Below are 12,867 nucleotides of genomic sequence, written 5' to 3'. Positions count from 1 at the left end.
CTCTTTATTCGGCTCGCGCCCGCACGTGGATAGCCGCAAAAGGCTCATTCTGGACCAGCTCGACCAAGGATTCCTTGACCAATTCGAGGATCGCCATAAAGGTCACCACCACCCCCAGTCGCCCTTCTTCTTTGGTGAACAGCTCGACAAACGGCACAAAGCCGCCGCCCTTGAGGCGCTCCAGCACATCGCTCATGCGTTCGCGAGTAGACAGGGCCTCGCGGCTGACCTGGTGGTGTTCAAACATATCGCCCCGGCGCAGTACCTCGGCCATGGACATCAGCAACTCTTCCAGGCTTACGTCCGGCAGCAGCTTGCGTGCGCGAGCTTCGGGAGCATCCAGCTTGGGCACCACCACGTCGCGGCCCACGCGGCTCAGGCCGTCGATGCCTTCGGCGGCCGCCTTGAAGCGTTCGTACTCTTGCAGGCGACGGATCAGTTCGGCGCGCGGGTCGTCCTCTTCGGCTTCCACCGTCTCCGAACGCGGCAACAGCATGCGCGATTTGATCTCGGCCAGCATGGCGGCCATCACCAGATACTCGGCTGCCAGCTCCAGGCGCACCGACTGCATCAACTCGACATACCCCATGTACTGCCGGGTGATTTCCGCCACCGGGATGTCGAGGATGTTGATGTTCTGCTTGCGGATCAGGTACAGCAACAAATCCAGCGGGCCTTCGAAGGCGTCAAGGAAGACTTCCAGGGCGTCCGGCGGAATGTACAGATCCAGGGGCATTTCCAGCACGGCCTGGCCGTACACCATCGCAAACGGCAGCTCCTGCTGCGCACCTGCCTGGGGGTCGACGGTTTCCACTGACGACATTCAGGCCTCGACCATAAAGGGCGCCGGATCGCCACAACCCACACGGATCACTTCAGGTTCGCCGTCGGCCAGGTTGATCACGGTGGAGGCTTTGCCGCCGCCGAAGCCGCCATCGATGATCAGGTCTACCTGCTTTTCCAGCAATTGGCGCATTTCGTACGGGTCTTCCAGCGGCTCAGTGTCGCCAGGCATGATCAACGAAACGCTCATCAGCGGTTCCCCCAGCTCCGCCAGCAACGCAAGGGCAATCGGGTGCTCCGGCACACGCAGGCCGATGGTGCGTTTTTTGGGATGTAGCAGAAGGCGCGGCACTTCGCGTGTGGCGTTGAGAATGAAGGTGTAAGGCCCCGGCGTGTGGGCCTTGAGCAGGCGGAAAGTACCGGTATCGACCTTGGCGAACAGCCCCAGTTGGGATAGATCGCTGCAGATCAGTGCAAAGTTATGCTTGTCGTCCAGCTGACGCAGGCGCCGCACACGTTCGACCGCGCCCTTGTCACCTATCTGACAACCGATGGCGTAGGACGAATCTGTTGGGTAGATCACCACGCCGCCGGCGCGAATAATCTCCACGGCCTGTTTAATCAGGCGCGCCTGGGGATTTTCCGGATGAATCTGGAAGAATTGACTCACGAGCTCTACCTGTTCAGACGGTGGCAACAATGGGGTCATGCTTGAATCGCCCCCACAAAAGCGGCAAATCTTCCGGGATCGCGCGGTACTCGCCGATCTCGGACCAGCCGCCTGGGCCATGAAAGTCACTGCCGGCACTGACCAGCAGACCAAATTCGCGGGCAAGAATCGCCAGGCTGCCGACCTGTTCGGCGGGTTGATGCCCGTTGACCACTTCGATTGCGTGGCCACCCGCTCCAATATAGTCGCTGATCAGCTTGCGGCGCTTGCTGCGAGTGAAATCGTAATGCCAGGGATGCGCCAGGCTGACCCAGGCCCCGGAGGCCCGCAGGGTCTCGACGGTGTCTTCAAGGGTCGGCCAATGTTGCTTCACATCGCCCAACTTGCCGGCGCCCAGCCATTTGCGAAAAGCCTCGGCGCGGTCTTTAACAAAACCTTCACGCACCATCCAATCGGCAAAGTGCGGACGGGCCGGCGCATTGCCGCTGTCGCCCAGCTCCTGCTGGATCGCGCGGGCGCCGTCGAGGGCATTAGGCATGCCTTTGAGGGCCAGCTTGCGGCTTATTTCTTCGGACCGCAGCCAGCGGCCATCGTGCAATTGCGCGATAGCCTCCATCAACGGCGCGGCGTTTTGATCGAAACCATAACCGAGCACATGAATGGTGGCCCCGCCCCAGGTGCAGGACAATTCGACACCGTTGACCAGTTGCATGCCCAACGAATGGGCGGTTGCGCGCGCTTCGTCAAGACCTTCAAGGGTGTCGTGGTCGGTCAACGCCAGGACTCGCACGCCTTTTTCAAACGCACGCGCAACCAGTACCGCAGGCGCCAGGGCGCCGTCGGAGGCCGTGCTGTGGCAGTGCAAATCAACATTCACGGGAGTGTGTAACCTCAAGTCAGCTGGCGCTTTCGCAACCAAGGATGTTTGTTATTATGCCGCCACATCCAGCTTCTGGCTCTTACTGTGAAACAATTCATCGACTTCATCCCGCTGTTGCTGTTCTTCATCGTTTACAAACTCGACCCTCGGGTCATCGATCTGGCCGGCCACGAGCTCACCTTCGGCGGCATCTACAGCGCCACCGCTGTGCTGATCATCAGCTCTGTCGTGGTCTACGGCGCTATCTTCATCTCCCAGCGCAAACTGGAAAAAAGCCAATGGCTGACCCTGGTCGCGTGCCTGGTCTTCGGCAGCCTGACCCTGGCCTTCCACAGCGAAACCTTTCTTAAATGGAAAGCCCCGGTGGTGAACTGGCTGTTTGCCCTGGCGTTTATCGGCAGCCACTTCATCGGCGACCGCCTGCTCATCAAGCGAATCATGGGCCACGCGCTCACCCTGCCAGAACCGGTCTGGACGCGCCTGAACATCGCCTGGATCGTGTTTTTCATCTTCTGCGGCGCCGCCAACCTGTTCGTGGCCTTTACCTTCCAGGATTACTGGGTCGACTTCAAAGTGTTCGGCAGCCTGGGCATGACCGTGTTGTTCCTGGTCGCCCAGGGCATTTATCTGTCGCGCCACCTGCATGATGCCGAGACCACTACGCCGAAAACCGAGGACTGACATGCTCTACGCAATCATTGCTACTGACGTTGCCAACTCGCTGGAAAAACGCCTTTCCGTTCGCCCGGCACACGTCGAGCGCCTCAAAGTGCTGCAAGCCGAAGGCCGCATCGTACTGGCCGGCCCGCACCCGGCCGTAGACAGCAACGACCCAGGCGACGCTGGCTTCACCGGTAGCCTGATCGTCGCCGAGTTCGCCTCCCTGGCCGATGCTCAGGCCTGGGCGAAGGCTGATCCTTATGTCGCGGCGGGCGTTTACGCCGATGTCGTGATCAAGCCGTTCAAACAAGTCCTGCCTTAACCCAAGCTGCGCCGAACCGATTGCGTTCGGCGCGCTGCTTATTACTCATTATTCTCGGTAACCTGCCGACAACGTTCTGAATATTCGTGTGGAATCAGGAGTTCCGATGCGCTTACGTCAGTTTTGTCTGTTGGCAGTGTTAACAATCGGGGCTACGGCCCACGCTGAAGAAACCTCGAACACCGGCAGTTCCACGCCCTTGTCCTTGAGTGCCGGCAGCCAGATCAGCGAGCTGCAGCAACGTTTGAAAGAAAGCGAACGGCAGCGTGAAGCACTGACCAAACAACTGCAAAGCGCGGATGCTACGCGCGAAAGCGCCCAATTGAGTCGCCTTCGCCAAGAGAACCAAAAGCTGGCCCAGCAACTCAAAGATTCACAGGGCGGTACCTTAAGCCGATGGCTGACCGAGCAACAGCAGTGGTTTGTCACCGGCGGGGCCGTCGCACTGATCGCCTTGCTGTGCGGGATCTTCGCCAGCGGGGGGCACCGTCGCCGTCGACAATGGCTAAATTGAGTGAGTCATGAGCGAGCTGTTACTGATAGATGATGACCAGGAGCTCTGCGAGCTGCTGACCAGTTGGTTGAGCCAGGAAGGCTTTCAGGTGCATGCCTGCCACGATGGCTTGAGCGCGCGCAAGGCCTTGGCCGACAGTGCTCCGGCAGCGGTCGTGCTCGACGTAATGCTGCCAGACGGCAGCGGCCTGGAGCTGCTCAAGCAATTGCGCAACGATCACCCGGAGCTGCCGGTGCTGATGCTATCGGCCCGGGGCGAACCCTTGGACCGCATCCTCGGTCTGGAACTGGGTGCCGACGATTACCTCGCCAAGCCCTGCGACCCCCGTGAACTGACCGCCCGCCTGCGCGCGGTATTACGCCGCAGCCACCCGGCCGCCGTGTCCAGCCAGCTTGAGCTGGGCGACCTGTGTTTCAGCCCGGTGCGTGGCGTGGTCAGCATCGATGAACAGGAATTTACCCTCACCGTCTCCGAAAGCCGCCTGCTGGAAGCTTTGCTGCGCCAGCCCGGCGAGCCCTTGGACAAGCAGGAACTGGCGCAGATCGCCCTGGGCCGCAAGTTGACCCTGTACGACCGCAGCCTGGACATGCACGTGAGCAACCTGCGCAAAAAGATCGGCCCGCACCCGGACGGACGTCCACGGATCGTGGCGTTGCGCAGCCGAGGCTATTACTACGCCCCCTGAAAGTTTTGTCAGTTAGCACAAAATCGTCTTTACCCAAGCTTTACGCTCCCCTGACTGCCGCTGACCTTGATCTGGGTAACCTACTCACATCCGGACTCACCGGAATAGAGACAGGAGAATCACCATGCGCAAGACCCTTATCGCTTTGATGTTCGCCGCTGCCCTGCCAACCGTTGCCATGGCCGCGATGCCCGAAGGCCCAGGCCCGATGGGCGGTCCTGAAGGCCACATGATGGGCGGCCCGGGCCACGGCGGTGAACACGGTCCGCGTGGCAAAGGCGGCCCTTTCAGCCAACTGGACCTGAGCAAGGAACAGCGCCAGCAGATCGGCAAGCTGATGGGCGACCAATGGCACGCTCGCAAAGACCTGACCAAAAAGTACCTGGACAAACTCCCGGCCGCTGACCAGAAAGCCATGCAGGATGAAATCGCCGCCGGCAAGCAGAAAACGCAGGCCGATATCCGTGCCGTGCTCAAACCTGACCAGCAGAAGAAGTTTGACGAGATCGTCAAGAAGCAGGAACAGCGTCGAGCCGAATGGAAGGAATTCCAGGCCTGGAAAGCGCAACAGCCGCAAAAAGCGCAATAATGCTCCCGCGTTAAAGCTCCCAGCCCAGTGGCTCCCGCCACTGGGCTTTTCCTGTTTGAGGGTTTCCTGTGCGTTCATTGTTCTGGCGCATCCTGGCCAGTTTCTGGCTGGCCATCGCCTTGGTTGCCGGGTTGTCGATCTTGCTTGGGCATATGCTCAATCAAGACGCCTGGATTCTCAGCCGGCACCCTGGCCTCAAAAACCTGGCCGAAGAGTGGACCCAACTCTACGAAACCCAGGGCGAAGATGCTGCCCAGGAATTGCTGCAACAGCGCAAGCGCCAGTATCACCTCGACGTGCAAGTGCTGAACGAAAGCGGCGAGCCAGTGGTGCGTGGCACCTTCCCGCGCCGCGCCGCCGCCTTTGAAGCCCGACAGAACGACAGCAAGGAAGGCCACCTTCCCTGGCGCCGTCTGACCGCCGAGTACACCAGCGAGAAAACCGGCGACACGTACCTGCTGATCTACCGCATCGCCCACCCGGAGCTCGACGAATGGCACCGCAGCAGCCTGACGTGGCCATTGAGCGCATTGGCCATTGCCCTAGTGGTGCTGACCCTGTTCAGCCTGTTCGTCACCTTATCCATCACCCGCCCGCTGAGCCGCCTGCGCGGTGCGGTGCATGACCTTGGCCAGGCCACCTACCAGCAAAACAGCCTGGCGCGCCTGGCCAATCGGCGTGATGAGTTCGGTGTACTCGCCACTGACTTCAATCGCATGGGCGCGCGCTTGCAAAGCCTGATCGGCAGCCAGCGCCAGTTGCTGCGCGATGTGTCCCACGAACTGCGCTCGCCCCTGGCCCGCCTGCGGATCGCGCTGGCCCTGGCCGAACGCGCCGGGCCCGAAGAACGAGAAAAACTCTGGCCGCGCCTGACTCGCGAATGCGACCGCCTGGAAGCTCTGATCAGCGAGATCCTGGTACTGGCACGCGTCGATGCCGACAACGCCAGCGCTGAGGATGTCGACCTCAACCCCCTGCTCAAGACCCTGCAAAAAGACGCCCAGCTCGGCGCGCCAGACCAAGTGGTCCAACTGGCCAGCGAACATGACCTGCAGCTCAAGGGCTGGCCGACCATGATCGAACGCGCCGTCGACAACCTGCTGCGCAATGCCCAACGGTTCAACCCGCCAGGCCAGGCGATCGAGTTACGGGCGCAGCGCCACGGCGAGCGCATCCTGATCAGCGTGCGCGACCATGGCCCCGGTGTTGACGCCGAACACCTGAGCCAACTGGGCGAGCCGTTCTACCGCGCGCCCGGCCAGACTGCTCAAGGCCACGGCCTGGGCTTGGCGATTGCGCGGCGTGCAGCCGAACGCCATGGCGGCAGCCTGATCCTGGCCAATCATCCTGACGGCGGCTTTATCGCCAGCATCGACCTGCCGTTGGAACCAGGGGTTGCAACGCCGGTGTGATGATCTTCTATAGTGGCCCTTCTCTTACGGAGGGCCTTCGATGACTGACCTGCTGACTCCCATCCAAGCCGCACTCGATCTACCCCACACCCCGCTGACCTTCACCGAGGCTGGCGCCCTGCCCTCGACCTACGCCGTCACCGAACTGGCCAGTGCCAGCATCGGCGCTGCCGGGCAGGCCGTCGCACAACTGATCCAGCAACAGACCGGGCGCTTACCCAGTGTGAGTGTGGACCGGCGCCTCGCCTCTTTCTGGTTTTCTTCCTCGATCCGCCCGATAGGCTGGCAAGTGCCGCCACTGTGGGACCCGGTAGCCGGCGACTACGCCAGCGCCGATGGCTGGATTCGCCTGCACACCAACGCGCCCCATCACCGCGCCGCCGCCGAACGTGTGCTGGGCAAGGTCGCCGACCGCGCCGAGATGGCCGGCAAGGTCGCTGCGTGGAACGCCGCCGAATTGGAACAGGCGATTGTCGACCAAGGTGGCTGCGCGGCGCAGATGCGTGCGTGGCGCGCCTGGCAGCAACATCCGCAAGGGTTGGCGGTGAACGCCGAGGCGTTGGTCCAACGCCGGACTTTCAAAACCACAACCGACAAACCCTGGCTCGGCTCGGCGGCACGCCCGCTGGCCGGCCTCAAGGTGCTGGACCTGACCCGCGTATTGGCCGGCCCCGTGGCCAGTCGTTTTCTTGCCGGCCTCGGCGCGGATGTACTGCGCATCGACTCCCCCACCTGGAACGAACCCGGCGTGGTCCCGGAAATGACCTTGGGCAAACGCTGCGCGCGCCTGGACCTGAAAACGCCCGAAGGCCGGATGATTTTCGAGCGTTTGCTCAAGGACGCCGACATCCTGCTCCACGGTTACCGCGCTGACGCCCTGGAGCACCTGGGCTACACCGCCCCAGAACTGCAACACATCGCCCCCGGCCTGATTGACGTCAGCCTCAACGCCTATGGCTGGAGCGGCCCGTGGCGAAATCGTCGGGGCTTCGACAGCCTGGTGCAGATGAGCAGCGGGATCGCCGAGGCGGGCATGCTCTGGAAACACGCGGGTAAACCGGTGCCGCTGCCGTTGCAGGCGCTGGATCACGCGACCGGGTACCTCATGGCGGCCAGTGCGATTCAGGCGCTGGGCGAACGATTGCAGTCCGGGCGCGGTGGTTCGGCGCGGTTGTCGTTGGCGCGCACCGCAACGTTACTGGTGGAAGCAGGCCAGGCCGCGGAGCAACCGGCGTTGCGAGAGGAAGAACCTGGAGATCAAGGCCTGGTCGTGGAACAAACCGCCTGGGGCCAGGCCCACCGGCTGCTGCCCCCGCTGACCATCGGCGGTACGCCATTGCAATGGGATTTGCCGGCTGGAGAGTTGGGCTCGCACAGGCCGCAATGGCGACTTGACCGCCGCCATGGGGAGCAAGCCCTGAGTCTTGCATAAACCATTTCAGACGAGCGCATTCCTGTGGCGAGCGGGCTTGTCCTAATGCCAGTCAGTTAAGGAGGAACACTGTAACTGTGGCGAGCGGGCTTGCCCCGCGTTGGGCTGCGAAGCAGCCCCAAAACCAGGCACAGAAGAGTGCCTGATACACCGCATTCGTCTTAATCAGGGGCGCTTCCCCCCCAACGCGGCGCAAGCCAGCTCGCCCGTTTGCTACGCGACAGCGCTACGTCGAAAAGGTAGTGGGACCTCCCACATTTTGAATAGGTTCACCCATCAAAATGTGGGAGGGGGCTTGCTCCCGATGAGGCCAGCACAGTCCCCCCACTACAACGACAACACCCCGCTGTACAACCCATACGCCGCCAGCCCTGCACCGGCGATCACGCAGCTGAAAATGCCCTTCTCAACATGGGTAAACAACGGCTGGTCCTGTTCGCGCTTGGCCAGGGCGAACAGGATCACGCCCGGCGCATACAGCAGCGCCGACAGCAGCAGGTATTTCAGCCCCCCCGCGTAGAGCAGCCACAGGGCGTAGCCCAGGGCGATCAACCCCACCAGCAGGTCCTTGATGCGATGGCGGTGGGCACCTTCATAGGTTTCTCCCCGCCCGCTCAACAGCACGGCATACGCCGCCGACCACAGGTACGGCACCAGAATCATCGACGACGCCAGGTAAATCAGCGTGGTGTAAGTGCTGTGGGAAAACAGCGTGATCACCAGAAAAATCTGGATCATCACATTGGTCAGCCACAAGGCATTGACCGGCACCTGGTTGGCGTTTTCCTTCTTCAAGAACGCCGGCATGGTCTTGTCGTGAGCCGTGGCGTAGAGGATTTCCGCGCAGAGTAACGCCCAGGACAGCAATGCGCCCAACAGCGACACCGCGAGGCCCAGGCTGATCAGCAGGGCGCCCCAAGGGCCGACAATATGCTCCAGCACGCCCGCCAGGGAGGGGTTTTGCAGGCTGGCCAGCTCTGGCTGGCTCATGATCCCAAGGGACAGCACATTCACCAGCGCCAACAGCGCCAGCACGCCAAGAAAGCCAATCACCGTGGCGCGCCCGACGTCCGAGCGTTTATCGGCCCGGGCCGAATAGACGCTGGCGCCTTCGATGCCGATAAACACGAACACCGTGACCAGCATCATGTTGCGCACCTGATCCACCACGCTGCCGAGCTGCGGGTTGCCCAGGCCCCAGATGTCACGGGTAAAAATATCGGCTTTAAAGGCCACGGCCGCGATCACGATAAACATCAGCAGCGGCACGATCTTCGCCACGGTAGTGATCTGGTTGATGAATGCCGCCTCCTTGATCCCACGCATGACCAGGAAATGCACCGCCCACAGCAACAACGATGCACAGCCGATGGCAACCGGCGTATTGCCCTGGCCGAATACCGGAAAAAAGTAGCCAAGGGTACTGAACAGCAACACGAAGTAACCGACGTTGCCCATCCAGGCACTGATCCAATAGCCCCAAGCCGACGAAAACCCCATGTAATCGCCAAAACCGGCCTTGGCGTAGGCATACACCCCTGAGTCCAACTCGGGTTTGCGATTGGCCAGGGTCTGGAACACAAACGCGAGGGTCAACATGCCGACGGCGGTGATCGCCCAGCCGATCAATACCGCGCCCACCTCGGCACGGGCGGCCATGTTTTGCGGCAGGGAAAAGATCCCGCCGCCGATCATCGACCCCACCACCAAGGCGATCAGGGCGCTGAGTCGAAGTTTCTGGGCCGGTTGAGACATGAACACTCCTGACTGAAAAACCGAGTTGAGCTGACAACTGAGCACTCAACTAATTAAATCAGCGAGTGTAGCGTTTATTAGGGATGGCGATTAAATCAATCCGTTCATAACCAAATGGCATTTAAATTAACAACATTTAGGCTTATTTAGATTTTAAATAGTGCATCAACTCTTAATATTTATAGCGAATAAGTGAAACACCGCTCAAATAGTTTGCACATCCGGCAAAAAGGTTTAGCTTCAAACGTCCATCTCACCGGCCAAATAATTAAATTTAATGGGGTTAACCGCTCTGCGCAGCGCGTTTCCAAGGATTTTTATCGCCCACGAGTTTCCAGCCTAAGTCATTTATTCACAATGGGATGTGCCAATGAAGTGATCTGAGTCAGCTGTTTGATTAGCACACGGAATTATTCTGTGGTCTCTCTTCTCCTGCATTGGAGTTATGCAATGTCTGAATCCCCCGGAAAACTTCGATTAGGTGCACTGGTTGCACTTGTCGTGGGCTCAATGATCGGCGGCGGGATCTTTTCCCTGCCGCAAAATATGGCCGCCAGCGCTGATGTTGGCGCGGTATTGATCGGTTGGGTGATTACCGCCATCGGCATGTTGACCCTCGCGTTCGTGTTTCAGACCCTCGCCAATCGCAAGCCCGACCTCGATGGCGGCGTGTACGCCTACGCCAAGGCCGGATTCGGCGACTACATGGGTTTCTCGTCAGCCTGGGGCTACTGGATCAGCGCTTGGCTGGGCAACGTCGGCTACTTCGTATTGCTGTTCAGCACACTCGGATACTTCTTCCCGATCTTCGGCGAAGGCAACACACCCGCAGCGGTGATTGGCGCGTCGGTGTTGCTGTGGGCCGTGCACTTTCTGGTGCTGCGCGGGATCAAGGAAGCGGCGTTCATCAACCTGGTGACCACGGTCGCCAAGGTGGTGCCACTGGTACTGTTCGTGCTGATCGCCGTGTTCGCGTTCAAGCTGGACATCTTCACCGCTGACATCTGGGGCGTAAAAAACCCGGACCTGGGCAGCGTGATGAACCAAGTGCGCAACATGATGCTGGTCACCGTGTGGGTGTTCATCGGCATCGAAGGCGCGAGCATCTTCTCGTCCCGTGCGGAAAAACGCAGCGACGTCGGCAAGGCCACCGTGATCGGCTTTATCACTGTGCTGTTGTTCCTGATGCTGGTGAACGTGCTGTCCCTGGGCATCATGACCCAGCCGGAACTGGCCAAGTTGCAGAACCCGTCAATGGCTGCGGTGCTGGAGCATGTGGTAGGCCACTGGGGCGCGGTGCTGATCAGCGTCGGCTTGATCATCTCGCTGCTGGGGGCGTTGCTGTCGTGGGTGCTGCTGTGTGCGGAGATCATGTTCGCCGCCGCCAAGGACCACACCATGCCGGAGTTCCTGCGTAAGGAAAACGCCAACCATGTGCCGGTCAACGCCCTGTGGCTGACCAACGCCATGGTCCAAGTGTTCCTGGTGATCACGCTGTTTTCCGCCAGTACCTACCTGTCGCTGATCTACCTCGCCACCTCGATGATCCTGGTGCCTTACCTGTGGTCGGCGGCCTACGCGCTGCTGTTGGCGGTGCGCGGCGAAACCTACGAAAACGCCCTCAAAGAGCGCAAGAAAGACCTGTTCATCGGCGCAGTCGCGCTGATCTACGCGGTCTGGCTGCTCTACGCCGGCGGCACCAAGTACCTGCTGTTGTCCGCCCTGCTCTATGCCCCCGGCGCGATCCTGTTCGCCAAGGCTAAGCATGAACTGGGCAAACCGATTTTCACCAACGTCGAGAAGCTGATTTTCGCCGCAGTCGTCATTGGCGCCCTGGTGGCTGCCTATGGCCTCTACGACGGCTTCCTGACTCTGTAACTGTTGCTCCTTGGAGGATCTGTAATGACCACGGAAAAAGTGAAGTACGGCGTACATTCCGAAGCCGGCAAACTGCGCAAAGTCATGGTGTGCTCCCCAGGCTTGGCCCACCAACGGCTGACCCCGAATAACTGCGATGAACTGCTCTTCGATGACGTGTTGTGGGTGGCCCAGGCCAAGCGCGACCATTTCGACTTCGTGACCAAAATGCGCGAGCGGGATATTGATGTGCTGGAAATGCACAACCTGCTGACCGATATCGTTGCCATCCCCGAAGCCCTGGACTGGATCCTGGAACGCAAGATCACCTCCAACACCGTGGGCCTGGGCCTGGTCGATGAAGTCAGCTCCTGGTTGCGCAGCCTGGAGCCGCGCAAGATCGCCGAGTTTCTGATTGGTGGCGTGTCGGCCGATGACCTGCCGAGCAGCTTCGGTGGCAAGACCATCGAGATGTTCCGCGACTTCCTCGGCCACGCCAGTTTCATCCTGCCGCCTCTGCCCAACACCCAGTTCACCCGCGACACCACCTGCTGGATCTACGGCGGCGTGACGCTCAACCCGATGTACTGGCCGGCGCGACGCCAGGAAACCCTGCTGGCCAGCGCCATCTACAAATTCCATCCCGAGTTCACCAACGCCGACTTCCAGATCTGGTACGGCGACCCCGACCAGGAACACGGTGCCGCCACACTGGAAGGCGGTGACGTCATGCCCATTGGCAATGGCGTGGTGTTGATCGGCATGGGCGAGCGTTCGTCCCACCAGGCCATTGGCCAACTGGCGCGCAACCTGTTCAAGAACAAAGCTGTGGAACGGGTGATCGTTGCCGGCCTGCCGAAATCCCGCGCGGCGATGCACCTGGACACCGTGTTCAGCTTCTGCGACCGCGACCTGGTGACCATCTTCCCGGAAGTGGTCAACCAGATCGTGCCCTTCACCCTGCGCCCTGACGACAGCAAGCCCCACGGCATCGACATCCAACGGGAGAAAACCAACTTCCTCGAGACCGTTGCCGCCGCGCTCAACCTCAAGGCCCTGCGCGTGGTCGAGACCGGCGGCAACAGCTTCGCCGCCGAGCGCGAGCAGTGGGACGACGGCAACAACGTAGTGGCCTTGGAGCCAGGCGTGGTGATCGGCTACGACCGCAACACCTACACCAACACCCTGCTGCGCAAGGCTGGCGTGGAAGTCATCACCATCAGCGCCGGCGAACTCGGCCGTGGCCGTGGCGGCGGCCACTGCATGACCTGCCCGATCATCCGCGACCCTATCGACTATTAATTTTTG

Annotated in this window: 13 protein-coding genes; 9 read left to right on the top strand and 4 right to left on the bottom strand. The window is 60.7% G+C overall.

Features of this window, described 5'->3' with window-relative positions; translation table 11 throughout:
- Positions 1-4 precede the first annotated feature (4 nt).
- The 3 genes from ACEN2T_RS12845 to ACEN2T_RS12835 form a co-directional block, all read right to left on the bottom strand.
- Positions 5-703, bottom strand: a complete 699-nt coding sequence (locus tag ACEN2T_RS12845; protein WP_177326464.1) for a segregation and condensation protein A — start codon at positions 701-703, stop codon at positions 5-7.
- Positions 704-823: 120 nt separating this feature from the next.
- Complete coding sequence (locus tag ACEN2T_RS12840) at positions 824-1,453, bottom strand: L-threonylcarbamoyladenylate synthase (protein ID WP_015885581.1); 630 nt, start codon at positions 1,451-1,453, stop codon at positions 824-826.
- A 13-nt stretch (positions 1,454-1,466) separates the two neighbouring features.
- Entirely contained in the window at positions 1,467-2,330 is an 864-nt protein-coding gene (locus tag ACEN2T_RS12835; RefSeq protein ID WP_032890975.1) for a PHP domain-containing protein, read from the bottom strand.
- 87 nt (positions 2,331-2,417) lie between these two features.
- On the opposite strand from ACEN2T_RS12835, the gene ACEN2T_RS12830 reads away from it, so the two are divergent.
- The 7 genes from ACEN2T_RS12830 to ACEN2T_RS12800 all read left to right on the top strand — a co-directional run bounded on the left by ACEN2T_RS12830 (position 2,418) and on the right by ACEN2T_RS12800 (position 7,947).
- Positions 2,418-3,014 carry a septation protein A gene (locus ACEN2T_RS12830; protein ID WP_032890974.1) on the top strand — a complete coding sequence of 199 codons (597 nt, stop codon included), beginning with the start codon at positions 2,418-2,420 and terminating at the stop codon, positions 3,012-3,014.
- Between the two features lies 1 nt (position 3,015).
- On the top strand, positions 3,016-3,315 hold the full coding sequence (locus tag ACEN2T_RS12825) for a YciI family protein (RefSeq protein ID WP_027605568.1): 300 nt from the start codon (positions 3,016-3,018) through the stop codon (positions 3,313-3,315).
- A 106-nt stretch (positions 3,316-3,421) separates the two neighbouring features.
- Positions 3,422-3,829 (top strand): hypothetical protein, encoded by a 408-nt coding sequence (locus ACEN2T_RS12820; protein ID WP_032890973.1) that lies wholly within the window; start codon positions 3,422-3,424, stop codon positions 3,827-3,829.
- Between the two features lie 7 nt (positions 3,830-3,836).
- Positions 3,837-4,514, top strand: coding sequence for a response regulator transcription factor (locus ACEN2T_RS12815; RefSeq protein WP_032890972.1), 678 nt, complete (start codon positions 3,837-3,839; stop codon positions 4,512-4,514).
- A gap of 124 nt (positions 4,515-4,638) precedes the next feature.
- Positions 4,639-5,103: an LTXXQ domain protein gene (locus ACEN2T_RS12810; protein ID WP_032890971.1), complete on the top strand. Its 465-nt coding sequence runs from the start codon at positions 4,639-4,641 to the stop codon at positions 5,101-5,103.
- 68 nt (positions 5,104-5,171) lie between these two features.
- Positions 5,172-6,515 (top strand): sensor histidine kinase, encoded by a 1,344-nt coding sequence (locus ACEN2T_RS12805; protein ID WP_095185748.1) that lies wholly within the window; start codon positions 5,172-5,174, stop codon positions 6,513-6,515.
- 40 nt (positions 6,516-6,555) lie between these two features.
- Positions 6,556-7,947: a CoA transferase gene (locus ACEN2T_RS12800; protein WP_442116818.1), complete on the top strand. Its 1,392-nt coding sequence runs from the start codon at positions 6,556-6,558 to the stop codon at positions 7,945-7,947.
- A 327-nt stretch (positions 7,948-8,274) separates the two neighbouring features.
- On the opposite strand, the gene arcD (ACEN2T_RS12795) is transcribed toward ACEN2T_RS12800, so the two are convergent.
- A complete protein-coding gene (gene arcD / locus ACEN2T_RS12795; protein WP_442116817.1) occupies positions 8,275-9,702 on the bottom strand; it encodes an arginine-ornithine antiporter in 1,428 nt (475 codons plus the stop codon).
- Between the two features lie 450 nt (positions 9,703-10,152).
- Here arcD (ACEN2T_RS12795) and arcD (ACEN2T_RS12790) point away from each other — a divergent pair, with 450 nt between their 5' ends.
- Both arcD (ACEN2T_RS12790) and arcA read left to right on the top strand, forming a co-directional pair.
- Complete coding sequence (arcD, locus tag ACEN2T_RS12790) at positions 10,153-11,580, top strand: arginine-ornithine antiporter (RefSeq protein WP_032890966.1); 1,428 nt, start codon at positions 10,153-10,155, stop codon at positions 11,578-11,580.
- 24 nt (positions 11,581-11,604) lie between these two features.
- The gene (gene arcA / locus ACEN2T_RS12785) at positions 11,605-12,861 is read left to right on the top strand and encodes an arginine deiminase (protein ID WP_032890964.1); all 1,257 of its coding nucleotides are present in this window, start codon (positions 11,605-11,607) and stop codon (positions 12,859-12,861) included.
- Positions 12,862-12,867: the final 6 nt, after the last annotated feature.

Source organism: Pseudomonas sp. W22_MBD1_FP4 (assembly GCF_052113765.1).
GTDB classification, from domain to species: domain Bacteria; phylum Pseudomonadota; class Gammaproteobacteria; order Pseudomonadales; family Pseudomonadaceae; genus Aquipseudomonas; species Aquipseudomonas sivasensis.
The sequence above is the reverse complement of the archived record's forward strand: the minus strand, read 5'-3'. Positions and strand labels throughout refer to the sequence as shown.

What these genes read in the sequence shown, in the direction of transcription:
- arcD (WP_442116817.1), bottom strand. Translation starts at nt 9,702, where the DNA reads ATGTCTCAACCGGCCCAGAAACTTCGACTCAGCGCCCTGATCGCCTTG.
- ACEN2T_RS12810 (WP_032890971.1), top strand. Translation starts at nt 4,639, where the DNA reads ATGCGCAAGACCCTTATCGCTTTGATGTTCGCCGCTGCCCTGCCAACC.
- ACEN2T_RS12825 (WP_027605568.1), top strand. Translation starts at nt 3,016, where the DNA reads ATGCTCTACGCAATCATTGCTACTGACGTTGCCAACTCGCTGGAAAAA.
- ACEN2T_RS12815 (WP_032890972.1), top strand. Translation starts at nt 3,837, where the DNA reads ATGAGCGAGCTGTTACTGATAGATGATGACCAGGAGCTCTGCGAGCTG.
- ACEN2T_RS12820 (WP_032890973.1), top strand. Translation starts at nt 3,422, where the DNA reads ATGCGCTTACGTCAGTTTTGTCTGTTGGCAGTGTTAACAATCGGGGCT.
- ACEN2T_RS12800 (WP_442116818.1), top strand. Translation starts at nt 6,556, where the DNA reads ATGACTGACCTGCTGACTCCCATCCAAGCCGCACTCGATCTACCCCAC.
- arcD (WP_032890966.1), top strand. Translation starts at nt 10,153, where the DNA reads ATGTCTGAATCCCCCGGAAAACTTCGATTAGGTGCACTGGTTGCACTT.
- arcA (WP_032890964.1), top strand. Translation starts at nt 11,605, where the DNA reads ATGACCACGGAAAAAGTGAAGTACGGCGTACATTCCGAAGCCGGCAAA.